The following is a 23,066-nucleotide window of genomic DNA, read 5'->3' as shown; positions in this document are numbered from 1 at the left end:
ACGGGGGCGCGGCTTGAAGCCAACATGGCCCCGCGACCGGGGGTGGTGCTGTCATTTGCCCAGAGAGGGTTCACATGAAGGCGGTAAGGCGGGAAGATCATTGAGATTTTCTTCCCGCCTTACCGCCTTCATGTTCAAATGACAGCACTACCCGACCGGGAGCGAAGCGCAGCGCACAGGCGGGGCACATGCGGGTGCGCTCTCGCTGGCGCTGTCGAGCTCGCCAATCGAGGCCATCGAGCGTGAGACGGCGGCGCGGCGCGAACAGGACCGCGGGGCGCGAACACGAGAACGATAATGCCCCATGATCCTGGCCGCGGCGCGCCGGACAGCGAACCTACACCGCCCGCCACCGGGCTTTTCGCATTTTTTACTCCGGCGCTCGCGCCGGCGGCGGAGCAGCGGATAGCGTGGAAGGATGAAGAACGCTCTGCACTTTCCCCTGGTGATCGCGCTGCTCCTCGCCGCCTGCGACTCCACGCCGGGCTCCGGCGGCGACGGCGGCTCGGGGCCAGACACGCCCTCGCCGCACCCCGACGGCAGCGGAACGAGCGCTGGCGGCGGGGGCAGCGGAACGAGCGCTGGCGGCGGGGGCAGCGGCGACACATCGCCGCCCCCCGGCACGCTGAGCGAGCGCTACCCGGACGACGTCGGGATCGCCGGTGATCCGGCCGTGCTCTTCCACGACGACTTCGAGCAAGGCTGGGGGCGCTGGGACGGGCCGACCGCCGACACGCGCTACCTCCACATCGAGGCCGATCCGGCCACCGCCCATGCCGGACAGGGCTACCTCCGCTCGACCGTGACGACCGCCGATCTGGCGGAGGAGACGTACATCTCGTCGTCCACATGGGTCACCCACGCGCGCGTCGACGCGACGTACTGGCGCTTCCACGTGCGCTTCCCCGAGCTCGCTCCGAACCCGCACCACTGGGTGCGCATGGCGGCGGGCACCGAGAGCTGGGACAGCAGCGGCCTGGCGAACACGGTGCCGCCCGGAGACGAGGGCTTCTGGTTCGACTTCGACACGAACACCGACGACGTCTTCAACTTCTACGCCTACTGGTACAAGATGCGCTCCGGCCGCTGTAACGACGGGACCGCCACGCCTGGCTGCGCGGGAGATCAGGGCACGACGTACCACTACGGAAACGGCTTCCAGCCGCCGGGGCAAGCGCCGTTCCCGCGGGACCGCTGGTTCTGCGTCGAGCTGCACGCGCGCGCGAACAAGGTCGGCCAGAGCGACGGCGCGCTCGCGTTCTGGATCGACGGCGTGGCGGTCGGCGACTACCGCCCCGGCCACCCCGACGGCACCTGGCTCCGCGACCAGTTCCACACGGGAGGGTGCGATTTCAGCGCGTGCACGCCGCCCGAGCCGTTCGAGGGCTTCGACTTCCGATCGAGCGATGACGTGCGCTTCAAGAGCTTCATGCTCGACGCCTACTACGAGCGCGACTCCAATGCTCGCCGGCGGGCGGAGATGGAGGAGCGCGGGATGACCGTCTCCGACGCGCACACCATTCTCTACGACGATGTCGTCGTCGCGACCGAGCGCATCGGCTGCCGCCGCTGAAGCACGCGCCGGGGGCCGGGCCGACGCTCACGCGGCCGCGGGATAGGTGACATCGCGCCCTCGTCCCTGTCATCCCCTTGAAGGGAGGCCGACGCTGGCAAGGTAGGCTTCCAGAGCCGGCGCATGATCGGACGACACGATCGCGCCGATGTATCCGTCCGGCCGCACGAGCACCCAGTCGCCGAGCGACACGCCATAGGCAGCGCGGAGGTGGCCGCCATCGTCGACGATATCGCCGTGCGGCCCGACGGCGTGGATGTGAAGTCCGGGGCGCGGCTCGACGGCCGAGAGCCGGTCCAGCCCATAACCCAGCAAGGTCCAGTGCGGCCCCTGGAAGAGCTTGAAGAGCCGCGTCGGCATCCCCGCCACGCCGCGGACGGGCGCGTCGGGCGCTCGGCCGCCCGCGACGACGCCGCCGCTGCGCTTCGGCTTGTCCATGGCCAGCGACGACTCCGGGTATCCCAGATCGAGCTGGTGCACGTCGCGACCGCGGCGCATGACGCCTTGCTTCGCCGCCTCCAGGAGCTTCGTCGACAGGCCGAGCACCTCCGCGGCGATCGGCCGGCGCTCCTCCTCGTAGGTCGCGAGCAGCGTCTCCGGCGCGCCTGCCAGGACGGCGGCGAGCTTCCAGCCGAGGTTGTAGGCATCCTGCACGCTCGTATTGAGGCCCTGCCCCCCCGTCGGCGGGTGGATATGCGCGGCGTCGCCGGTGAGGAAGACACGCCCGTCCCGGTAACGGTCGGCCAGACGCGCGTTCATGGTGTAGGCGGAGGCCCAGGAGACCGAACGGATCATAATATCGCCCCTGCCGGTGCGGCCCGCCACCATCGCCGTGAGGCCCTCCGCGGAGAGATCGACGTCGCCCTCCAGAGGAACCGGCGCCTGCAGCTGGAACATGTCGGTGCCGGCGAGCGGACACAGCGATATCTGCTTCTCCATCGACCTATCGTTGAAGCGATGCCAGGCGGCCCTGCTGAGCCCATCCAGCACGACATCGGCGACGACGGCGCGCACCCCCAGGGTCTTGCCGGGAAAGCCGATCGCGAGCGCTTGCCGCACGACGCTGCGGCCGCCGTCCGCTCCGACGAGATAGCGGACGCGGACGGTCTCCTCGCCCGCCGGGCCAGCGATGCGGGCAGTGACGCCCTCGCCGTCCTGCTCGAAGCCCTTCAGCTCGCGGCCGAACTCCGGGTAGCCCCCGAGCTCCGCCAGACGCTCGCGCATCGCGGCTTCCGTGAGGAACTGGGGCACGAGGAGCGGCAGACGATAGGGCTCGCCAGGCGTCGGGTCCTGAGGATCCATGACCTGCGACTCCTCGTAGCTCCCGTCGTCGCGATACGCCCGCGGGGTCGGGTACAGGCCGCCAGTCGCGACGACGCGGTCGAGGATGCCCAGATCCTCGAACACCTCCTGGCTGCGCGGCTGGATCCCCTTGCCGCGCGAGCCGCGAAACGGCCCGTCCAGCCTCTCGATGAGTCGGAACGCAACGCCCCGACGGGCGAGCTCGATGGCCAGGGTCAACCCGGAAGCACCCGCGCCAACGATCAGGACATCCGTCGAACAATGAGTGTGCATTTCAAGCTCCGCTTCTCTTGTACTGCGCCTCGAATATGTGTACTATGCATATAGTCACGCCTCCCGAAGCGTCAAGAAAATTTGTGCAAAATACACGCAATTCAAAGAAGAAGCTCCGCGAGCTCCACGGGGCCATGGTCGATCTGATCGCCGTCATGAATCAGCCGCAGCGCGATCAGGCGCTGCTCGCGGAGGCGGGCGTCTCCCTGGATCCAGCCCTCTTTCGGCTGCTGGTGGGGATCGAGCGCTTCGGGCCGATCGGCGTGGTCGAGCTCTCGGAGCGAGCCGGGCGCGACTACACGACCGTCAGCCGCCAGGTCGCGAAGCTCGAGAGCCTGGGGCTGATCGAACGCCGGCCAAGCCCGGCCGATCGTCGCATCCATGAGGCGGTGATCACCGACAAGGGGCGGCAGATCACGGACGCCCTGGACGCCGCGCGCCAGCGGCTTGCGGCCCCGATCCTCGCCAGGTGGAGCGAGGAAGACCTCAGCGACCTGGTGCGCCTGATGCGCCGGTTCGTGGACGACTTGATGGCGCCGTCGAGCGGAACGGACAAGACCTGAGGCTACGACGCGCGGCGGTAGACGATCTGGCCGCCGGTCTTCGCCAGCGCGTAGGCGAACCCGAGCTCCAGGGTCGAGCGGGTGACCACGGTCCCGAGGTCCACGCCCTCCTCCACCATCAGCCGCGCCGCCGCCGGCGTGATGCCGACGAGCACGACCTCGGCGCCGAGCAGCCGCGCCGCCCGCGCCGCCCGCAGGAGGTGCTCCGCCGAGGCGGCGTCGACGGCCGCCATCCCCGTGACGTCGACCAGCACCACGCGCGCTTGACGCTCGGTGATGTCCTGCAGCATCGACTCGATGAAGCGGCCAGAACGCTGCGCGTCCATCGTCCCGATGACCGGCATCACCAGGATGTTCCGCGCGATGGGCACGACGGGGCTGGAGAGCTCGAGGATCGTGTCGAGCAGCGACTCCTGGTGCCGGTTCGCCTGCTCGAGCTCATGGGTCCGCTCGGTGATCCGATTGACGAGCTCTGCATTCTCGACCGCCACGGCCACCGTGTCGGCGACACGCTCGAGGAGCGCGACCTCCTCGAGCGTGCACGCCGCGCGGCGCTCGCTCTCCAGGACGAGGACGCCGAAGGCGGTCCCGCCCGCGAGGAGCGGGACGCCGACCAGGGTGTGCACCCCCCGCCCGCGCGCCTCGACGACATCGGGCGCGCCGTCGTGCTCGCTCGCGTGCGTGTCGACGATGATCGATCCGGCGGTGCTCAGCACGCGCTCCACCAGCGACCCCGCTTCGAGAGGTGCGCGCTCCTCGCGGAAGTCCTGTTCCCCCACGTTCATGCCGGCGACGAGGAACTCGAGCGGGCGGCCGGCCCGGTTCAGCCGGCGCCGCCGCTTCGTCGCCCTGCGGGTCGCGTCCAGCGTCAGGTAATCCGAGAGCGCGATGGACCACGGCGTGCTCTCGACCGTCACGACGTCGACGCCGGTGTCGATGAAGCGCAGCGCGCGCCCTTTCCCGGCGGCCCCGCGTGCTGGCAGCCCGGCGAGGGTCTCCTCGACGCCGTTCGACACGATGTCGTGGAGCAGCTGCACCGAGCGATAGCCCATGTCGTGCTCGCGCTGGACGATGGCCGCATGGATGGTGCCCTCCCTGAGCATCGCGATCGTGTCCATGATGAGATCGAAGGCGATGACCTTGAGCTTCCCCTCCCTCCCCAGCGTCCTCGCGGCCGTCCCCCAGAACGGGCCATTCGCCGCGCAGACGCCGAAGGCGCCGGCGACGCCCTGGTCCTCGATCGCCTCCCGGACGTGCCGCATCGCGGCGGGCAGATCGTGCAGGTCCTCTGTCGGCGGCAGCACGTTGAAGGACGCGCCGGAGAGCGCCGCGTCGAACCCCGCGATTCGCTCCCTGCTGTGGATGGATGCGACCGAGTACGTCTGTACACCGATCTTGCCCCCGTCCGGGAGCAGCCGCGCCAGCAGCTCCCCGGCGACCCGCCCCGCCGCCGCGTTGTCGGTGCCGACGTAGGCCAGCGCGCTGCTGCCCTCGACGGGCGGGGTATCGATCGTGACCACCGGGATCCCGGCCGCCGCCGCGCGCCGGATCGCCGGCTCGATGAGCTCCGGGTTCATCGGCGTCACGACGATGCCGTGCACTCCCCGGTCGATGCCCTCGTCGACGAGCTCGCGCTGGGCGATGTCGGCGGGGGCGCCGCCGCTGACGATGCTGGCGCTGCGGACGTCCATGTTGATGCCGAGGCTGCGCCCCGCGGTGAGGGCGCCGTCACGGATGTTGTTCCAGTACGCCACCGGCGGTCGCCGCGGGACGTAGTAGCTGCGGGTCTCTGGAGCCGCGGCGCCGCCGCGCGAGGCGGAGCCCCCGCGGGGGGCCTCGCTCAGCAGGACGAGGTGCACCGAGCTCCACTGCGGCCTGAGCTGCACGCTCTTGATGCCCTTCGAGATCATCTCCACGAGCTCGTGCGGGCTGGTCCGCGCCGCCACGGCGCTCAGCACCGCCTCCAGCACGCGAATCTCCTGCGCGGACTGGGCCTTGTCGTCGTAGAGCTTCCGCCGCTCCAGCGCCGCGCCGGCGCGGTCGGCCAGCGAGAGGAGCCGCGCCCAGCGCTCGTCCGAGGGCGCCTGCTCGTCCGGCTGCTCGACGGCGAGCACGCCCAACGTCTGCCCCTGCGTCCGCACCGGGACGAGGACCACCGCCGCGCCCGCGGGCACGAAGTGCAGCGCTGGCCCGTCCGGCAGGTGCGCTCGGTACCACGCGGCGGCCGCCACGACGCGAGCGCTGTCCGCGGGCTCGAGCACCGAGAGCTCGGTGGCCGGCCCCGCATCGGCGAAGAGACGCGGCGGACTCGCGAGCACGCCGTCGAAGCCGACAGAGAGCCTGTGGACCAGCCGCTCTCCGTCCCGGGTCAGCAGGATCCCGCGCTGCGAGGAGGGCAGGATGCCCACGGCCTCCTTCACGATGTGCTGGAGCGTTGCGAAGAGATCCAGACCGGTGATCATACGCCCTCCGCCCGCGACCCACTCCGACGACGGCGAGGGCTCACGTCAGCAGGCGCGATCGAGCGGCACCTTGTCAAGAGGGGACGGGGCGGCGCGGGGGCGCCGCGCGCCTTCTCGGTCCCGGGTCCAGGTTGCACGGTGTGCGCGCAGGTGAGCTGTAACCAGCCCGCCAGGGGCCTGGTGGAGAGGAGGGCTCAGCGCGGCCTCACCTCGTCACGAAACGTGATCTCGGCCACCTTCTCTTCTATCGCGGCGGGGTTGGAGTACGTCCGCTGCCGCGCCCGTGATGGTGCCGCTGGCGACATCGGTACACCCGCTGTCGACCCGGCGGCCGATGCCTCGACCCACGTTGTTGATCCAGATGTCTTGGAAGGATCGGACATTTCATCGTCCTTCCGCCCAGCTTGAACGACCGCAGTGGACCCGCTAGACTACGCGCGTGCTGCGCACGATGGACTCTGCCGCCTTGACGTTCTCGCTTTCGCGCTTCGTGGAGGACGTTCGCGCTCTCGTGCCAGTCGCTGGGCGCGCACTCCACGTTGAGCGGCTGCCCGACGGAAGAACGACCCTTGTCTTTCGAGTGATGGAGGGGGGCCGGAGAGGGGATGTGACCGTCGCGGGCCCGCGAACGCGGGCGCTGTTCAAGGACGCAACCGGCGTCGCGCGGGCGGTGATGCTGCAGTTCAAGCCAGGCTGGTCGGCGCCGCTGCTGGGCGTGGCGGCGAGCGCGCTGACGGACCGGAACGTCCCGCTGGAAGACATCTGGGGCCGTTCGGGCGGCGACCTCTGCCTCGATCTCCTTGCGGCGCGAAGCGTGCCGGAGGTGCTCGACCGGCTCTCCCGGGCGATCGCCCTTCGTACCCACCAGACATCCGAACCGGCGTCGGCACGGCTCGCTCGCCGCGCGGTTCGCTTGCTCGAAGGGGACGAGGTTCGGGTGGAGAGCGTGGCGGAGCGGCTTGGCGTCACGGCGCGGCATCTTCGCCGCGCCTTCACGGAGAGCGTCGGCATCGGGCCGAAGGAGTTCGCGCGGACCGTTCGCCTGCAGCGTGCCGTGCGGATGGCGGCGACCTCGAGGGACTGGGCGCGCATCGCCGCGGACGCGGGCTATTACGACCAGGCGCACCTCATCGCCGACTTCCGGGAGCTCGTCGGGCTCACGCCGGGCGCCTTCCTGAAGCGCGCGGGCGATCGCGGCGTTCGGTTCGGCTCCGGCGAGGCGGAGGCCGATCTCCACCGGTCACCTCCGCCCCAGTAGGTGATACCGGTAACGCTCCCCAGATCGGTTCAATCGCCGCAGAATGGGATCGTGTGATCGGATCGAGCGTTGCGTCCTTTGCTTCATGACCCCCGTCCACCCCCGGCCGGCAACCCGGTATTGATCGAGCTGGAAGCGGCAGGGCTCGTCGCCGGTCGCACTGCAGTGCTTCCGGGCGCCGCGCCGATCCTTCGCCGTCAGCGGGTCAGGACACCTCGAGGTCGCGCGTTCTGCCGGCCCCTTCCCCGCGCCCCCTCCGGCGCGGCTGACGCGGCGATGGCGATGTGGTGCAACTTGACGCGTTCGTGCGAGGACTGGGCGATGAGCGCGGTCGGCGAATTGCCGGAGAGGGCCACGAACTCGCGGATCAGGTGCGACTGATCGCAGAAACCTGACGCGGCGGCGAGCCGGGCCCAGTCCGGATCGCGCTCCCGATCGGCCAGCGAAAGCGCCCGCCGAAAGCGCGTGATCCGGGCGAACGCCTTCGGGGCGAGGCCGGTCTCGGCGGTGAACACGTCGATGAGCCGGCGGTGGCTGATGCCGAGCGCGGCCGCGACGTCGACGACGCGCCTTTCGCCGCCCTCGAGCGCCGCGATCGCGTGCGGCACCAGGGGATGACCGGGGCGCGCGTTCGAGAGGCGGTCGAGCAACGCGCCCTCGAGCAGCGCGAAGCGAGCGCGCGGCTCCGGCGCCGCGCACAGGCGGTCGCGGAGCTCCGCCGCTCGCAGCCCCCAGAGGTCCGCGAGGTCGGCGTGCGTATCGGTCAGCGCGCCGGGCGGCGCGCCGAGGAACGGCCACGCGCCGCCGGGCCGGAAGTGGACCCCGACCATCGACGCGTGCTCGCGTGTGTCGACGCCGAAGGAGGACTGGTAAGCGCCCGACACGACGGCACCGGAGTAGCGGCGAAGGGTGGCGCCGTCGTAGATGCGAAGCGCGTCCTCGTCGAGGTTGATGACCAGCTGGAGGGTACCCGAGGGCAGGATGCGCTCGGCGGCGCGGGGCGGAGCAGCCGAAAGGCACCAGAGCTCGGCGACGTGCGCCGAGAGCGGCGGACCCGGCACGTGGCGGACATACAACACGTGTGCATGATGGCCGACAATCACGTCCCCAGCCACATCGCTGCCCTGCAAAGGCGACGGTGAGTTGCGCAGAAGCGATCTCTCGCACATGGCCACCGAAGGCCGGCGGCTCGACGATCCCGTGAGGCCGATGAGGGTCGCAGATCACCTGCGTGCGTCGAATGCTTGCGCGGGAGACGCCCGGCGGAGGAGCGGCGCGCGAAGCATCCCGGTCACCCCCTTGACAAGGTGCCGTTCGATCACGCCTGCTGGCGTGGGCCCGCGCGATCCTCGGGGTGGGCTGCGGGAACGCAAGGCGCATGGTCACCGGTCTCGATCTTCACGCAACACTGCATCGGATCTTGAGGGATGCCGTGGGCGCCCTGCCCTCCGCGCAGCGCGGGAGCCTCCTGGTCCGGGACGGGGAGCAGCTGGTCTACAAGGCCTCTGTCGGCCTCGCTGGCGTGCTGGCGAGCCCGCAGGACGTCGCCGGGGGCGCGGGGCCGGCCTCCGTGCTCGCGACGCTGGAGGCCGTGGACAGCACCCGCGTCATGGCGGCCGCCGACTGGTACCGCGAGCACCTGCCGGGTGCGCCGGCGCTGCACCTCGTGCCCGCGGGCGCGCTCGTGGCCCTCACCCCGGTGCACGTGCAGGGACAGACGATCGGCGTGCTCGCCGTCGAGCTGCCGGACGGCGAGGCGCCTTCCGGCGAGCGCTGGGCGCGGCTCCGCGCCCTGGCCGAGAGCGCCGGCGTGTCGCTGGAGCGGCGAGAGCTCTACAACGTTCAGGTGCGGTCGGCCCAGGAGGTGCGCGTGCTCGAGGCGGTGCTGAACGCCGTGGCCGCGCAGACCAGCCCGCACGAGCTCGTGGAGATGATCTCGAAGGGGCTCAAGAGCGTGCAGCTCAGGCCGCAGTGGCGCTCCGTGCACCTCGTCCTGCTGAGCGACGCTCCCTCCGGGGGCTCGCGCGGCGACGCCGCGGCCCGCGAGCTCTGCATCTACCGCGTCCCGCAGCGGTCGCCGCTGGCGTTCTGGAACAACGTCCGTGATGGCGCCGTCGTCGCGGGGCGCGGCCTCGGGATCCACGTCGACGTCCGCAACGCCCCCGCCGACAGCGCCGTCGAGCAGCGCGGGCTCATCGAGGACGGCATCGAGCGGGGCGTGCACGGTATCGCCGTGGCGCCCATCATCCCGGAGGTGCTCGAGCCGGCGATCCGTCGGGCGGTGGAGGCCGGGATCCCGGTGGTCACGATCGACTCGCCGCCCGTCGAGGGCAGCTGCGCTCAAGCCTACATCGGCACCGACAACGTGGTGGCGGGGCGGCTCGCCGCGGAGATGATGGCCCGGCTGCTCCCGGGCGGAGGCAAGGTCGGCGCGCTGACGTTCTGGCTCAGCGCCGTCAACAGCCGCGAGCGCATCGAGGCGTTCCGCGCGGCGGTCTCCGGCATGCCCCTCGACCTGCAGCCGCCGTCCGAGGACCGGTTCGACTTCGAGCTCGGGATGCGGATCGCCCGGGAGGCCGTGCAGACCGGAGGGATCGCCGGCGCCCTCGGCGTCTGCGCCGAGAACGGCCTGTCGTGGGGTGCGGCCGCGAGGGCGCTGGGACGAGCGGGGGACCTCAAGATCGTCGCCTTCGATCTCCTCACGGACACGCTCGCGATGCTCCGCGAAGGGACCATCCACGCGGCCCTGGTCCAGCGCGAGCACGAGATGGGCTACCGCGCGGTGCGGCTGCTCCACGACATGCTCTCGAGGGGTATCGAGGCGGCCCTGGCCGGGCTGCCCACGCGCGCCGGCGCCGGGGGACGGTCCGCGCTGCGCTGCATCGACACCGGCATCGACGTCGTGACCATCGAGCGCACGCCCTGGTCGCTCCCCCTCTCCGAGTACCTGGCCCTGGAAGCGAACCGCAAGGCGGCGAAACGGAGAGAGCAGCTCTCCTACGAGAGCCGCACGAAGGAGTTCCTCCTCATCACCGTGGACGCGGGGAGCGACGGTTACCAGGACGAGCGAGCCTTCCTCGACGCGAGCTCGATGGTCGGGCGCGTGCTGACCACCGCCCGGCCGATCGTCCTCGATACGCTCGATACGCACTCGAGCGAGCTCCACGACGCTCCCGATGTCGTCGAGGCGCGCGCGAAGGGGGCGCGCACCCTGGTCGGCGTCCCGCTGCTCGCCGGCGGGTCCGCCTTCGGCGCCCTGGTCCTGGAGAGCGAGCGCCACGCGGCCTGCTCCCTCGACGATCTCACCATGATCGAGCGCGTGGTCGACACGATGGCCGTGGCGGTCGAGAACGCACGGCTCGTCCACCGGATCACCGACCGGACCCATGAGCTCGAGCAGGCGAACCGGCACCAGGAGTCGCTGCTCGACACGATCCGCGAGCTCTCGAGCCCGGTCGTGCCCATCGCGCGGAACATCCTCGTGATGCCGATCGTCGGGACGATGGACGCGCAGCGGTCCGGCCGCTTCATCGAGTCGATGCTGCAAGACATCACCGAGCACCACGCGCGCGTGGTGCTGGTCGACGTCACGGGGATGGCGGTCATCGACGCCGCGTCGGTGGAGCACCTCCTGCGCGCGGCGCGCGCGGCGCGGCTGCTCGGCGCCGAGGTCGTGCTCGTCGGCATCAGGCCGGCGGCGGCGCGCCTGATGGTGGATCAGGGCGTGGACCTCGGGAGCACGGTCACCCGCTCGACCCTGGAGCTCGGGTTCGCCTATGCACTGTCGAAGACCGGCGGCCAGATCGTCTATCGCCGCTCACCGCACGTCCAGCCCTTCTGAGCCGAGACGGGACGGCCCGGAACAAGGGTCTCAGCCGGATCTGGCACGAGATTGCCGCGCGTCCCGCTCGCCGATGCGCTCCATTTCCCGGAGCCAGGCCGCTCGTTGCACGGGGGTTCGGGTCTTCTGGTTGAAATAGGTGGTCTCGCGGACGGGCCCGAAACCGACGAAGCGCAACGTTGCGTTGACGAACGACGCATGAACGGAGCGCCGGTGCCAGAAGCGGTACCACCAGCTCGGGCTATCCATCGTCGTCACGACGCGCGCGCTGCGACCGGCGAGCAACCCCTCGGGCAGCGCGCTTCGCTGGCGATAGGCGAACGACCAGCCGGGCAAGAAGGTGCGGTCGATGAAGCCCTTGATGAGCGCGGGGGGCCCCGCCCACCAGGTGGGGAAGAACCAGGCCACGTGGCTCGAGCGCTCGATGGTGGTCCGGGCGTGGAGGAGATCCGGCTCGAGCTCCTGTCGACCGCTGAAGCCGGCGCGCAGGTGCGGATCGAAGGTGAGCGAACGCAGGGCCAGGTGCTCGACTCGGGCTCCGCCTCTCTCGAGGCCGCTGGCATAGGCCCGAGCGAGCGAGTCGCTCAGGCTGTCGGGAGCTGGGTGACCTTGGATGACGAGGTGCATGCGTCGATCTTGGCCATGCGGCAGCACCTGGGTAGACGAATTCGAGCAGGCGTGCCATGCGTGGATGCATGGCTCGCCCTCCCGCTTCCCCGCGCGCTGGCATGCCGCCCACCGACGTGGACTGGGCCGATCTGCGCCTCTTCCTGGAGGTGGCGCGCACCGGCAGCTTCTCGGCCGCCGCTCGCAAGCTCGGAGTCGAGCAATCGACCGTGAGTCGGCGCATGGCCGCCTTCGAACGAAAGCTCCGGGTGGCGGTGTTCGATCGGCTACCGGGAGGCTCCATGCTCACCCCGCTCGGCGAGCGGCTCCGCCGCCATGTCGAGGCGATGGAGGCCGGCGCCGACCAGCTCGTGCGCGAAGCGAATGGCCACGAGAAAGAGGTCGAGGGCCTGGTTCGCGTGGCGCTCACCGAGTCGATCGCCGTGCACGGCGTCATTCCGCGCGTGCTCCCGGTGCTCGCCGAGGAGCACCCGCGCGTATCGGTCCACCTGCTGACGAGCTACGAAGCGGCGGAGCTGGGCCATCGTGAGGCCGAGATCGCCGTGCGTTTCTTCCGGCCGAGGAGCGGCGATCTGGTGGCCGCGCGCATCGTCACCCTGCCCACGGTGCCTGTCGCCCACCGCAAGCTCTCGAAGAAGAGCCGCGACGAGCTCGACTGGGTCGGCGTCGATCTCGGCCGCAAGCCCACCATCGAGGAGGACTACCAGAGGCGGCACGTGAAGAAGGCCCCCAGGCTCGTCGTGAGCAGTTACATCGCTCAGATCGAGGCCGTGCGTGCGGGTCTCGGCGCCGCCGTCTTGCCGTGCAGCGTGCTCGATCTGGACGCCGACCTGGTGGAGCTCGATCTGGGTCTACCCGCAGGTCCAGTGCTCGAGCTCTGGCTCGTCACCCCCCGCAGCCTGCGCCACGTGCCGCGCATTGCCGCCGTGTGGAGCGCCCTCGAAGAGCAGCTCCAGTTTCTGCACGACGCGCGGCGCGCGCGGGCCCGTCCGCGATCGCGGTGAGTCGCATGGCCGTCGCTGCGCCCGTGGCTGGCGGAGGGCTCCGCCGCGACATGACGCACCGCAGCACGAGGAGCGAACGAGGGCCGGCATCGTCACCACGTCCGCGCATCTTGCACCCACCCGCGCCCCGGCCGAAGTCCCGACCTGCGCGCCGAGGGTAGTGCTGTCATTTGAACATGAAGGCGGTAAGGCGGGAAGAAAATCTCAATGATCTTCCCGCCTTACCGCCTTCATGTGAACCCTCTCTGGGCAAATGACAGCACCACCGCGCCGAGGTCGGCTGTCCAGTCTCTTTGCTCATCGTCGAGGCCGCCCCTCTTGCGACAGAGTGCGAAGTGTTCAACAGGCCTGCATTCAGCGTCGGGCTCAGCGCCAGAAGCATGAGAAACGCGTTCTGCGGGTGCAAGAGCGTGATCAAAGCCCTCTTCACCGGGAATGTCTCATGGGGTCGCGCTGCGGTCCGGTGTTCCCTGTGGAGCAAGACGCGGCAGGACCGGTTCGAGCACGATCTTTCTTCCTCTGATGCCCGGCCTCATCCCGCAGGGCACCCGCGATGTGAGTATCGCTCCGACAAACATCATCTATGCCAGGCATGTGGTCGGCACAGGCCCGCGGGTGCAACCGTGATCAAAAGCACGCTGGCCGGGAATCTTGATCTCTAACCGATGGATCGGGAGAGCTCGCAGGCGTCTCGCTGGTTTACATCCCCTTCTTAGAGGATGCCCGCGGCTCGAACGGTCCGAACATGGAGAACCTGAATGCGCATCACTCGCTTGCTTGGCTACATCTCTGCTTCGCTCGCGTGCAGCCTGACGGCGTGCAGCGGTGAGTACATCGAGGACGAGGACATCGACTTGCTGGACTCCGGGCTGAGCAGCCCGGACGGCACCATGTCGGCGGAGCTGACGCTTCAGTCGCAGTGGGGTACGGGCTACTGCGCGAACGTCACCGTGAAGAACACGAGCACCAGCCGGACCACGGCCTGGGGGATGGTCGTCGCGCTCAACGGCTCCACGGTGAGCAACTCGTGGGGCGCGCGGGTCACGCCGTCGGGCGGGCAGCTGAGCGCGGCCAACGAGACCTACAATGGCACCCTGGGCGGGGGCGCGTCGACGAGCTGGGGCTTCTGCGCCAACGGCACCGGGAGGCCCTCGCTCGTGTCGGTCAACGGCAGCGGCGGATCGGGCACGTCGAGCAGCTCCAGCAGCAGCTCGTCCAGCAGCTCCAGCAGCAGCACCTCGAGCAGCTCCAGCAGCAGCTCGTCCAGCAGCTCCAGCAGCAGCACCTCGAGCAGCTCAGGGACCGGCGGCGGAGGCGGCGCGGGCGGCGCAGGTGGATCGGGCGGCGCGGGCGGCGCGGGCGGCGCGGGCGGCGCGGGCGGCGCAGGTGGATCGGGCGGCGGAGGCGGCGCTGGCGGCTCGGGCGGGACCTTCGTGGAGGATCAGGGGACCGATTGTGCGGTTTCCAGCCTGCCGGAAGCCGGGTCTCTCCCCGCGATCGCCAGGCTGCCCGACCCGTTCAAGAAGCTCGACGGAACGCGCATCTCCTCCAAGACCGATTGGCGCTGCCGAAGGCAGGAGATCAAGAAGCAAGCCGAGAAGTACATCTACGGCACGAAGCCGCCGAAGCCTGAGAGTGTCACGGGGACCGTCTCCAGGACCAGCATCACGGTCAACGTGTCTCACCAAGGCAAGAGGACCAGCTTCACTGCCAGCGTCGAGCTGCCCACCACCGGCACGGGTCCCTACCCGGCGATCGTCGGCCTGGGGGGCGGCTTCCTCGGGTTCCCGTTGAACACCAGCCTCGTCAAGGGCGAAGGCGTCGCCATCATCAACTACGATCCCTACGCGGTTGGCGCCGAGTCCGGGTCGCGGAGCGCCAAGCGAGGGGCGTTCTACGACATCTACGGCTCGAACAGCACCACGGGCCTCCTGGCCGCGTGGTCCTGGGGCGTCAGCCGGATCCTCGATGTCATCGAGCAGTCGGGCGGCGCCATCCTCAAGGCGGATTCCGTCGGGGTCTCAGGGTGCTCCCGCTTCGGCAAGGGGGCATTCACGATCGGCGCCTTCGACCAGCGCATCGCCTTGACCCTGCCGATCGAGTCTGGCAGCGGCGGCGTCCCGATCTGGCGCGGGATCCCCGGGGAAGGAGCCCAGAGCCCGAGCAGCGCCTACGGCGAGACCTACTGGCTGGGTGACGCGTTCAATTCGTTCACCAGCAGGGTCACGTCTCTGCCTCTGGACACGCATGAAGTGGTGGCCATGGTCGCGCCGCGTGGGCTCTTCATCATGGATAACCCGCACATCGCAAATCTCGGTCCCAAGTCTGCGCACGTGGCCGCGCTGGCCGGCGCAGAGGTGTACAAGGCGCTGGGGGCCGGGAGCAATATCTCCTACATATCGGCGGTGGCGGACGGCACTCATTGCGCGCAGCGCCCCGAGTGGAGCGAGCCCCTGCGGCAGAACATCCGCAAGTTCTTGACGAAGACAGGAAGCAGCTCTGGCACCATCTCGGCGGCGAGCAAGGCGACTGGCAACCTGTCAGAGTGGAGAGACTGGACCACGCCGACGCTGCCCTAGCTGTCATCGAGCGCCAGGCCCGGCGCCAGGCGCCGGGCTTCCTCGTGTCGCCCGCTCGGCGATCCCGCGCGGGCGACACGAGGCCTGCCGCGGGCAGCGCGGGCTCCGAGCCGCGCCTCGGGTCCGAAGGACCGGCTACGGCGCGAGCTTCGCGACGAAGCCACGGGTCGTGTACGGTCCCTCGAGGATGGGCACGTCCGGGAAGGCGCCGGCGCCGAGATCGAGCGCGCCGGAGTAAAAGCCGGTGAGGAGCACGTTGCCCCAGGGGTCCACCGCGGAGCCCTGGGCCCGGGACTCACCGCGGTGGAGCCAGCCCGCGTCCGGCGGTGGGGTGCCCTCGTAGGTCCGGCTCGCGAGGTGGGCGCCGTCCGGCGCGTAGCGGGCGACGAAGATGCGCCACGCGGCGGCGTTGCCCTCGAGGTTGCCGCCGCCGAGATCGATCCAGCCCTGCGCCACGCCGACGAGCACGAGGTTGCCCGCCGCGTCGAAGCTCGGGCGGGTCGAGCCCATGACCCCGAGGATGGAGCGCTCCCAGCGGGGCTGTCCGCTCGCGTCGAGCGCTTGCAGCAGGAGCCCGGGGCCGGGATGGACGTAGCACCCCAGGTCGGTGCTCCCGCCGATGCCCGCGTCAGCGACCATCAGCGCGCCGTCGTCCGGCGCGGCGACGAGGCGGATCGCCGGTGAATGGCGCTGCGCGGGGAAGGTCCTGGCCCAGAGCACCTCGCCGCTCGGGCCCAGCCGCTGCACGACCCGCTCGTGGGTGACCTCGAGCGGCTGGACGGCGAGCCGCTCCACCACGGCCTGCACCAGCGCGCCGCCGGAGGGCATCGCGGCGACGTCCGGCGCGCTCAGGAACATGGAGCCCCTCGGCAGCGGAGGCGGCGCGAGCGGCGCGGCGATCGTCGTGGACCAGGCGACGGCGCCGCTCGCGTCGAGCGCGAGGACGAGCACGTCGCTGCTGGGGGTGTCGCCCTTCGCGCTGAACGAGGCACCGCCATAGGTGACGGAGCCGTAGAACGGGATGATCAGGACCACGCCGCCGTCGCCGGTCGGCGAGAGGGCGGAGACCTCGCCTGGCAAGCTCTTGCTCCAGAGCTCCTCGCCGTCAGGCCCGAGCTTGGCGATGCTGTGCGGGACGCCAGACACCTCGGAGGTCGTCGTCCAGAGGGAGCCCTGCGCGTCGACCGCGACGCGCGCCGGCAGGACGGTGGGCGCGCTCGCCCACAGCGGGTGCCCCTCGGGATCGAACTTCGCGAGGAAGCGCCCGTGGCTGAAGAACGACACGCCCGACCCCAGGTCGACCGGTCCGTCGACGTCTCCGACGAGGGTCACGTTCCCGCTCGCGTCGGCTGCGATGGCGCTGCCCTGGCCGGACGAGGTCCCGTCACCGAACGCGGCCGCCCATGCGGTGGTGAAGGCGCCGTTCCCCAGCGACGGCGGGAGCGGCGCGCAGGTCGCTGCGCCGCCGGTCGACGAGGACGACGCGGAGGAGGACGACGGCGGCGAGCCACCGCCCCCGGACGACGAGGAGGACGACGGCGGCGAGCCACCGTCCCCGGACGACGAGGAGGACGACGGTGGCGAGCCACCGTCCCCGGACGACGAGGACGACGTGGAGGAGGACGACGGTGGCGAGCCACCGCCCCCCGACGACGAGGAGACCTCGTGTACCTCGCCGGAGCAGGCGATGCCGAGGACGAGGAGCGACGAGACGAACAAGGCCTTGAAGGTGTCGTGCATGCTGGAATGGTGCGACCTCGTGGCCCGGGCGCGACTTAATTGGGTCTTAAACAGCGGCGGCGCGATACCCTCTCAGGGGCGCGATCCTCGCGGGCGCATTCGCCGGTCTGGCCGCTGACCGCTCGGAGGCGCCGCCCCGTGCCGCTCGGCGCGGCCTCGCTCCTCGACCGGCGCGCCGAGCGCGAGGCCACGCCCTGCTGTATGCTCCTCGCCATGGTGTGGTGGAGACATGACGTCGTGTACCAGATTTACCCGCGCAGCTTCCGCGACAGCAGCGGCGACGGCGTGGGCGACCTCCCGGGGATCCTCGAGAAGCTCGACTACCTCGCCGACGTGCTCGGCGTGGGCGCGGTGTGGATCTCACCTTTCTTTCGATCGCCCATGGCCGACTTCGGCTACGACGTCTCGGACTACTGCGATGTCGATCCGCTCTTTGGCACCCTCGCCGACTTCGATCGGCTCGTGAAGGAGGCGCACGCCCGCGGGCTCAAGGTCATCGTCGACTACGTGCCCAACCACACGTCGGATCAGCACCCCTGGTTCGTCGAGGCGCGCGCGTCGCGGGAGGCTCCCCGGCGCGACTTCTACGTGTGGAGGGACCCGAAGCCGGACGGCTCGCCGCCGAACAACTGGCTGAGCATCTTCGGCGGACCGGCCTGGGAGCTCGACGGCGACACCGGCCAGTATTACCTGCACACGTTCCTCAAGCAGCAGCCGGATTTCAACTGGCGAAGCCCCGCGGCGCGCGCGGCGATGCTGGACGTCCTGCGCTTCTGGCTCGCGCGCGGCGTCGACGGCTTCCGCATCGACGCCTTCCACTTCGTCATGAAGGACCCCGAGCTCCGCGACAACCCGCCGAACGCCGCGGCGCACGCCGCGTTCCACAGAGGGCTGGGCGCCTACGACCTCCAGCTCCATCTGCACGACGTGGCGCACCCTGATCTGCACGACGTGCTCCGCGACATACGCCGGGTCCTGGACGACGCCGGCGCCGAGGGGAGTGAGCGCGTCGCGATCGGCGAGGCGCACATCTACGATCCCCAGCGGCTCTGCGCGTACTACGGCGCCGCGCTCGACGAGCTGCACCTCCCCTTCAATTTCGGGCTGCTCAAGGCGGCATGGCAGGCGCGCGCGGTGCGCGCCGTCGTCGATGCCTACGAGGCGGCGCTGCCGCCCGGGTCCTGGCCGAACTACGTCCTCGGCAATCACGACGAGCCTCGCATCGCGTCGCGCCTCGGCGAGGACCAGGCGCGGGTCGCGATGATGCTCCTCTTGACCCTGCGCGGCACGCCGACGCTCTATTACGGCGACGAGCTCGGGATGCAGGACGTGCCCATCCCGCCGGATCAGGCGCAGGATCCGTGGGGCAAGAACGTCGAAGGCCTCGGGCGCGACCCGGAGCGCACGCCGATGCGGTGGGACGCCGGCCCGAGCGCGGGCTTCTGTCCCCCGGCCGCCGTCCCGTGGCTGCCTGTCGGCGGGGACGTGGACCGGATCAACGTGGCGGCCCAGCGCGACGACCCCCGATCGATGCTGACCCTGACGCGGCGGCTGCTCGCGCTGCGGCGCGCGCGAGAGGCGCTCTTCGCCGGCGCGTATGCGTCGGTGGATAACGAGGGCATCCCGGAGACGTGTTACGTGTTCACCCGGGAAGCCGGCGGCGACCGCGTGCTCGTCGCGCTCAACTTCTCGAATGACGCGTGCGAGGTGCGCTTGCCCGGGGTGCGCCTCGGCGAGCTGCTCGTGTCCACGCACCTCGACCGCGAAGGGGCGCTCGGAGAGGGCGGCCTCGCGCTCCGCCCGGCCGAGGGGTGCGTCGTGACGCTGCGCTAGGACACCGAACAGATTCAAAGCCCGAGAAAATGAACCACAGAGGCACAGAGGGCACAGAGTTTTTTCGTTGTTCCTCTGTGTCCTCTGTGCCTCTGTGGTTCACCTCTCTTCATTCCCGGGCTCAGGTCGCGGCGAGCGACGCGCTGTCGATGACGAAGCGGTAGCGCACGTCGCCCCGGACCATCCGCTCGTACGCCGCGTTGATCTGCTGGACAGGGATGATCTCGATATCCGAGACGATCTTGTGCTCGGCGCAGTAGTCGAGCATCTCCTGCGTCTCGGCGATCCCGCCGATCATCGAGCCGGCGAGCCGCTTGTTCCCGGCGATGAGGGCGAACGCGGCCACGGGCGTCGCCTCCGGCGGGACGCCGACGAGCACCATCGCGCCGTGGGGGCGCAGCATGCCCAGGTACGCGTTGTAGTCGTGCGGGGCGGAGATGGTGTCGATGATCAGGTTGAAGCGACCGGCCAGCTTCTGGAACGTGGCCTCGTCCTTCGTGACCTCGAACGCGCTCGCGCCCATCCGGCGCGCGTCGGCCTCCTTGGCGCGCGACGTGCTGAGCACGGTCACCTCCGCGCCCATCGACGCGGCGAGCTTGACGGCCATGTGGCCGAGCCCGCCGAGGCCCACCACGCCGACGCGGTCGCCTCGCTTGCAGTTCCACTGGCGCAGCGGCGAGTAGGTGGTGATGCCGGCGCAGAGCAGCGGCGCCGCGCCGGCCGGGTCGAGGCCGGCCGGGATCTTCAGCGCGTAGCGCTCGGCGACGACGATCTGCGACGAGTACCCACCCTGGGTCGGCGTCTTCCGGTCCATCTCGGTGCCGTTGTAGGTGGGGGCCATGCCCCGCTCACAGAACTGCTCGGTGTTCGCGCGGCACGGCTCGCACGCGCGGCACGAATCGACGAAGCACCCGACCCCGGCGAGATCGCCGACCTTGAGCTTCGTGACCTGATCGCCGACGTGCTTGACCCGGCCGACGATCTCGTGCCCTGGCACCATCGGGAAGATGGAGCCCCCCCACTCGTCGCGGACCTGGTGGAGGTCGGAGTGGCACACGCCGCAGAAGAGGATCTCGATGAGGACGTCGTGCGGCCCCGGATCGCGCCGCTCGATCGTGAACGGCCGGAGCGGCTCCTTCGCGGACACAGCAGCATAGGCGGGAGTCTTGAGCATTGGGCGGTCCTTTCGGCCGGCAGTCTGCGCCCTGCGTCGCGCTTGTAAAACCTCTATTTGCTCTCGACGGGCTCGTGAGCTCCGGACAGCGAGGAGGTGACCGGGCTGATCAACAGCCGGCGGCTCCGCAGCTCGGCCCGGTCGTCCACGCGGAAGACCCGCTGGCCCGCCGGCGATCGTGCCCGCGGCGCCGCTGCCCCTTCGCGCGCCGGCCAGCTCGCTCCTCGTGCGGCATCGCATCGATTGCGGCATCGATTGCGAGCACGTTTCATCGGTGGAACACGGGCGTCGCACCGGAATCCGGATTGAACCCAGCTGCCACGCTCATGTAAGCTCTCTTTCAACATGGGAAGCATGTTCAAATCGGGTAGCGCGCTCGTGGTGGCTCTCGGCCTCGGGGCTGCCCTCGCTGCGTGCTCTGCGCAAGGTCAAGGCACCGAGACGCCCGCGGCGTCTGGCGGAGGAGGAGTCGGCGGCGGCGGCGGGGGCACCACGACGGGTGGAGGCGACACCTCCAGCTCGAGCGGCGACTTCGACCCCACGGGCCCGGGCGTCGGAGGCGGCGGGGGCAACGTCCCGCTCGGGTTCACGGTCGAGCCGAGCGACCTCCAGACGATCGCCGTCGTGGCGGGGGAGGCGCCGCCATCCGTGAGCTACACGGCGGTGCTGAGGGGCTCGCCCATCAGCGTGGGATGGTCGGTCGACCGCGGCGAGCTCGGGGCCGTCAGCGCGGGCCCGGCGAGCATGGCGACGTTCACCCCCAAGGGGACCACGGGCGGCCTCGTCACCGTGCGGGCCGGGTTGAACGGCGAGACGGTCGAGCGCAACGTCTTGATCCAGCTGACCGCCGCGCAGAACGGCGCCGACGCGGCCGTCCCGGCCCAGGCGCAGCAGATCGCGACGGATCCGACGCAGCTCACGCTCGGCGGCGGCGTCGGCGGGGTCGGCGGCGAGGGCCTCGGCGTGGCGGTCGCGAGCACGGCCACCCTCGACGCCCTGCAGCACCCGGCCAGCGACGGCGTGGCGGAGAAGCTCAAGTTCCTTTACCCGTACGACGGCACGGTGTGGCCTCGAGGCCTGCTCGCGCCGCTCCTGATGTGGCAATGGACGCCTGGAGACGCCGACGCGATCCAGATCGAGCTCAGGACGACGAGCGGCTCGTTCTCGTGGAAAGGGACGTTCGGGCGGCCCGAGATCCTGGCCACCACCGGCGGGCCGTTCATCCGGCACCCGATCCCCCAGGACGTCTGGCGCACGGCCACCGACAGCGCCGGAGGGCCGACGCCCGGCGGCTCGCCGGACCGGCTCACCGTGAGCCTCACCGTCGCGCGCGACGGACAGGCGTACGGGCCGATCTCCCAGACCTGGACCGTCGCCCCGGCCCGGCTGTCGGGGATCATCTACTACAACTCGTACGGCACCCGCCTGGCGGAGAACCACGACGGGGCCGTGGGCGGCAATGGCCGGTTCGGCGGGGCCGTGCTGTCGATCCGGGGGGGAGACACGGCGCCCCAGCTCGTCGCCGGGGGGAACGGCGACGATAGCCAGTGCCGGGTCTGTCACTCCGTCTCGGCCGACGGCTCACGGCTCCTGGTCCAGAACGGGCGCAACTCCTACGGCCTCAGCGCGGCCTACGACCTGACCCCCGCGGGCGCCACCGAGCACGCGCTCTCGACCGCGGCGCCCTTCGCCGCGGTGTCTCCGGACGGGTCGCTCGCGCTCACCCAGGCGGGCGAGCTTCTCTCGCTGCCGAGCTCCAGGAGCCTCCCGACCTCCGGGCTCGACGACGTGGCCTACGAGCTCGGGACGCCGGCGTTCTCGCCGGACGGCACGCGCATCGTGTTCAACGCGATGTCCGGCCCCGGCGCGAACGTCCGCAAGCAGCTCTTCGTGATGAAGTTCGACGCGGCGACAGGCGACTTCACCGATCCCGAGGTCATCGTCGACGACACAGGCGAGCCCGCGGGCACGCGCCCGGGGTGGCCGGCGTTCCTCCCCGACAGCAAGTCGGTCGTGTTCCACCACCAGACCGACCCGGGCAACGAGGGCGACAACTTCGGCGATCTGAGGACGCGCCGGGGCGCCAAGGCCCATCTCGCCTGGGCGAGCATCGATGGGTCGGGCACGGCCGTCCCCCTCGATCGGATGAACGGGAGGGACGGCCCGCGCTCGATCTACCTGCCCAGCCTGAGCGCGCCGGTCGAGATGACCTGCACCGCAGACGAGACCTCGGTGGGCGACATCGACAACCGCCACAAGGACGACATCAACATGAACTACGAGCCGACGGTCAACCCCGTCGCGTCGGGCGGCTACGCGTGGGTCGTGTTCACCAGCCGCCGCCTGTACGGGAACGCGGCGACGATCCCGCCGTTCTGCAGCGATCCTCGCGGGGTGGACCTGGTCGAGAACATCACGACCAAGAAGCTCTGGGTCGCCGCCATCAACCTGGACGCGGCGCCCGGCACCGACCCGAGCCACCCCGCGTTCTACCTGCCCGCGCAGGAGCTGCTCGCGGGCAACGCGCGCGGGTTCTGGGTGCTCGATCCGTGCCGGTCCGAGGGCGCGTCGTGCGATACGGGCGATCAATGCTGCGGCGGGTACTGCCAGCCCGGCTCCGACGGCGAGCTGATCTGCTCGAACGCCCCGCCGGACGGGCACTGCTCGCAACCTCAGGAGCGGTGCGAGACGGCCGCCGACTGCTGCGATCCGACCAACCGCTGCATCAACGGGTTCTGCGCGGTGGAGGGGCCCCGCTAGCTCTCGCGGGTCGCGCTGGTCCGGAGGACGAGCCCGACTGTCGATCAGCCCTCGCGAATACCGCGATGTCGACGCGC

General features: G+C 70.5%; 15 protein-coding genes. 9 read left to right on the top strand and 6 right to left on the bottom strand.

What is annotated here, in order from left to right; translation table 11 throughout:
- Window positions 1-418: 418 nt before the first annotated feature.
- Window positions 419-1,573 carry a hypothetical protein gene (locus WME85_RS19905; RefSeq protein ID WP_437840241.1) on the top strand — a complete coding sequence of 385 codons (1,155 nt, stop codon included), beginning with the start codon at window positions 419-421 and terminating at the stop codon, window positions 1,571-1,573.
- Between the two features lie 69 nt (window positions 1,574-1,642).
- Here the strand turns inward: WME85_RS19905 and WME85_RS19900 are convergent, their stop codons facing one another.
- Window positions 1,643-3,148: an FAD-dependent oxidoreductase gene (locus WME85_RS19900; protein ID WP_437840240.1), complete on the bottom strand. Its 1,506-nt coding sequence runs from the start codon at window positions 3,146-3,148 to the stop codon at window positions 1,643-1,645.
- Between the two features lie 44 nt (window positions 3,149-3,192).
- On the opposite strand from WME85_RS19900, the gene WME85_RS19895 reads away from it, so the two are divergent.
- On the top strand, window positions 3,193-3,711 hold the full coding sequence (locus WME85_RS19895; protein WP_437842331.1) for a MarR family winged helix-turn-helix transcriptional regulator: 519 nt from the start codon (window positions 3,193-3,195) through the stop codon (window positions 3,709-3,711).
- A 2-nt stretch (window positions 3,712-3,713) separates the two neighbouring features.
- On the opposite strand, the gene WME85_RS19890 is transcribed toward WME85_RS19895, so the two are convergent.
- The gene (locus tag WME85_RS19890) at window positions 3,714-6,173 is read right to left on the bottom strand and encodes a substrate-binding domain-containing protein (protein ID WP_437840238.1); all 2,460 of its coding nucleotides are present in this window, start codon (window positions 6,171-6,173) and stop codon (window positions 3,714-3,716) included.
- Window positions 6,174-6,624: 451 nt separating this feature from the next.
- On the opposite strand from WME85_RS19890, the gene WME85_RS19885 reads away from it, so the two are divergent.
- On the top strand, window positions 6,625-7,431 hold the full coding sequence (locus tag WME85_RS19885) for a helix-turn-helix domain-containing protein (RefSeq protein WP_437842329.1): 807 nt from the start codon (window positions 6,625-6,627) through the stop codon (window positions 7,429-7,431).
- Window positions 7,432-7,628: 197 nt separating this feature from the next.
- Here the strand turns inward: WME85_RS19885 and WME85_RS19880 are convergent, their stop codons facing one another.
- On the bottom strand, window positions 7,629-8,510 hold the full coding sequence (locus tag WME85_RS19880) for an AraC family transcriptional regulator (protein WP_437840237.1): 882 nt from the start codon (window positions 8,508-8,510) through the stop codon (window positions 7,629-7,631).
- Between the two features lie 341 nt (window positions 8,511-8,851).
- On the opposite strand from WME85_RS19880, the gene WME85_RS19875 reads away from it, so the two are divergent.
- Complete coding sequence (locus WME85_RS19875; protein WP_437840236.1) at window positions 8,852-11,272, top strand: substrate-binding domain-containing protein; 2,421 nt, start codon at window positions 8,852-8,854, stop codon at window positions 11,270-11,272.
- Between the two features lie 30 nt (window positions 11,273-11,302).
- Here the strand turns inward: WME85_RS19875 and WME85_RS19870 are convergent, their stop codons facing one another.
- A complete protein-coding gene (locus WME85_RS19870) occupies window positions 11,303-11,899 on the bottom strand; it encodes an NAD(P)H-dependent oxidoreductase (RefSeq protein ID WP_437840235.1) in 597 nt (198 codons plus the stop codon).
- A gap of 68 nt (window positions 11,900-11,967) precedes the next feature.
- Here WME85_RS19870 and WME85_RS19865 point away from each other — a divergent pair, with 68 nt between their 5' ends.
- Both WME85_RS19865 and WME85_RS19860 read left to right on the top strand, forming a co-directional pair.
- A complete protein-coding gene (locus WME85_RS19865) occupies window positions 11,968-12,903 on the top strand; it encodes a LysR family transcriptional regulator (RefSeq protein ID WP_437840234.1) in 936 nt (311 codons plus the stop codon).
- A 758-nt stretch (window positions 12,904-13,661) separates the two neighbouring features.
- The gene (locus WME85_RS19860; protein WP_437840233.1) at window positions 13,662-15,482 is read left to right on the top strand and encodes a glucuronyl esterase domain-containing protein; all 1,821 of its coding nucleotides are present in this window, start codon (window positions 13,662-13,664) and stop codon (window positions 15,480-15,482) included.
- Window positions 15,483-15,617: 135 nt separating this feature from the next.
- Here the strand turns inward: WME85_RS19860 and WME85_RS19855 are convergent, their stop codons facing one another.
- A complete protein-coding gene (locus tag WME85_RS19855) occupies window positions 15,618-16,814 on the bottom strand; it encodes an outer membrane protein assembly factor BamB family protein (RefSeq protein WP_437840232.1) in 1,197 nt (398 codons plus the stop codon).
- Between the two features lie 22 nt (window positions 16,815-16,836).
- Here WME85_RS19855 and WME85_RS19850 point away from each other — a divergent pair, with 22 nt between their 5' ends.
- Window positions 16,837-17,340, top strand: a complete 504-nt coding sequence (locus WME85_RS19850; protein ID WP_437840231.1) for a hypothetical protein — start codon at window positions 16,837-16,839, stop codon at window positions 17,338-17,340.
- Between the two features lie 20 nt (window positions 17,341-17,360).
- Window positions 17,361-19,055, top strand: coding sequence for an alpha-amylase family glycosyl hydrolase (locus tag WME85_RS19845; RefSeq protein ID WP_437840230.1), 1,695 nt, complete (start codon window positions 17,361-17,363; stop codon window positions 19,053-19,055).
- 121 nt (window positions 19,056-19,176) lie between these two features.
- Here WME85_RS19845 and WME85_RS19840 read toward each other — a convergent pair whose 3' ends face one another.
- Window positions 19,177-20,229, bottom strand: coding sequence for an NAD(P)-dependent alcohol dehydrogenase (locus tag WME85_RS19840; RefSeq protein WP_437840229.1), 1,053 nt, complete (start codon window positions 20,227-20,229; stop codon window positions 19,177-19,179).
- A gap of 354 nt (window positions 20,230-20,583) precedes the next feature.
- On the opposite strand from WME85_RS19840, the gene WME85_RS19835 reads away from it, so the two are divergent.
- Window positions 20,584-22,989, top strand: a complete 2,406-nt coding sequence (locus tag WME85_RS19835; RefSeq protein ID WP_437840228.1) for a hypothetical protein — start codon at window positions 20,584-20,586, stop codon at window positions 22,987-22,989.
- Window positions 22,990-23,066 lie beyond the last annotated feature (77 nt).

The organism is Sorangium sp. So ce1153, assembly GCF_051521595.1.
Lineage (GTDB): Bacteria > Myxococcota_A > Polyangia > Polyangiales > Polyangiaceae > Sorangium.
Note: the sequence above shows the minus strand (reverse complement) of the source record. Positions and strands in the feature narration are given on the sequence as shown.

Coding starts and splice junctions, on each gene's coding strand:
- WME85_RS19905 (WP_437840241.1), top strand. CDS start 419: ATGAAGAACGCTCTGCACTTTCCCCTGGTGATCGCGCTGCTCCTCGCC.
- WME85_RS19900 (WP_437840240.1), bottom strand. CDS start 3,148: ATGCACACTCATTGTTCGACGGATGTCCTGATCGTTGGCGCGGGTGCT.
- WME85_RS19895 (WP_437842331.1), top strand. CDS start 3,193: ATGCATATAGTCACGCCTCCCGAAGCGTCAAGAAAATTTGTGCAAAAT.
- WME85_RS19890 (WP_437840238.1), bottom strand. CDS start 6,173: ATGATCACCGGTCTGGATCTCTTCGCAACGCTCCAGCACATCGTGAAG.
- WME85_RS19885 (WP_437842329.1), top strand. CDS start 6,625: ATGGACTCTGCCGCCTTGACGTTCTCGCTTTCGCGCTTCGTGGAGGAC.
- WME85_RS19870 (WP_437840235.1), bottom strand. CDS start 11,899: ATGCACCTCGTCATCCAAGGTCACCCAGCTCCCGACAGCCTGAGCGAC.
- WME85_RS19865 (WP_437840234.1), top strand. CDS start 11,968: ATGGCTCGCCCTCCCGCTTCCCCGCGCGCTGGCATGCCGCCCACCGAC.
- WME85_RS19860 (WP_437840233.1), top strand. CDS start 13,662: ATGCGCATCACTCGCTTGCTTGGCTACATCTCTGCTTCGCTCGCGTGC.
- WME85_RS19850 (WP_437840231.1), top strand. CDS start 16,837: ATGGCGCTGCCCTGGCCGGACGAGGTCCCGTCACCGAACGCGGCCGCC.
- WME85_RS19840 (WP_437840229.1), bottom strand. CDS start 20,229: ATGCTCAAGACTCCCGCCTATGCTGCTGTGTCCGCGAAGGAGCCGCTC.
- WME85_RS19835 (WP_437840228.1), top strand. CDS start 20,584: ATGTTCAAATCGGGTAGCGCGCTCGTGGTGGCTCTCGGCCTCGGGGCT.